Raw genomic sequence first — 506 nt, 5'->3', positions numbered from 1 at the left:
TCGATACGGCCGGTCACCACGGTGCCGCGACCCGAGATCGAGAACACGTCTTCAACCGGCATCAGGAACGTGCCGTCCACGGCGCGCTCGGGCGTCGGGATGTACGAATCCAGTGCTGCGGCCAGAGCCATGATGGCTTGCTCGCCCAGTTCGCCCTTGTCGCCTTCCAGCGCCAGCTTGGCCGAACCCTTCACGATCGGCGTGTCGTCGCCCGGGAAGTCGTACTTCGACAGCAGTTCGCGAACTTCCATTTCCACCAGCTCGAGCAGCTCGGCGTCGTCAACCATGTCAGCCTTGTTCAGGAAGACGATGATGTACGGCACGCCAACCTGGCGCGACAGCAGGATGTGTTCGCGGGTCTGCGGCATCGGGCCGTCAGCGGCCGACACCACCAGGATCGCGCCGTCCATCTGCGCGGCGCCCGTGATCATGTTCTTCACGTAGTCAGCGTGGCCCGGGCAGTCAACGTGCGCGTAGTGACGCGCTTCCGTTTCGTACTCGACGTG

The 506-nt window shown here is 64.0% G+C and carries 1 protein-coding gene; it reads right to left on the bottom strand.

What is annotated here, in order from left to right; genetic code table 11:
• Positions 1-506: GTP-binding protein (locus AC3WOB_RS31635; protein WP_492277240.1), on the bottom strand; the 506-nt coding region annotated here is incomplete at both ends.

It is taken from the genome of Achromobacter sp. FW305-C-30-7 (assembly GCF_058783105.1).
This window is presented reverse-complemented; position numbering and strand designations above follow the sequence as displayed.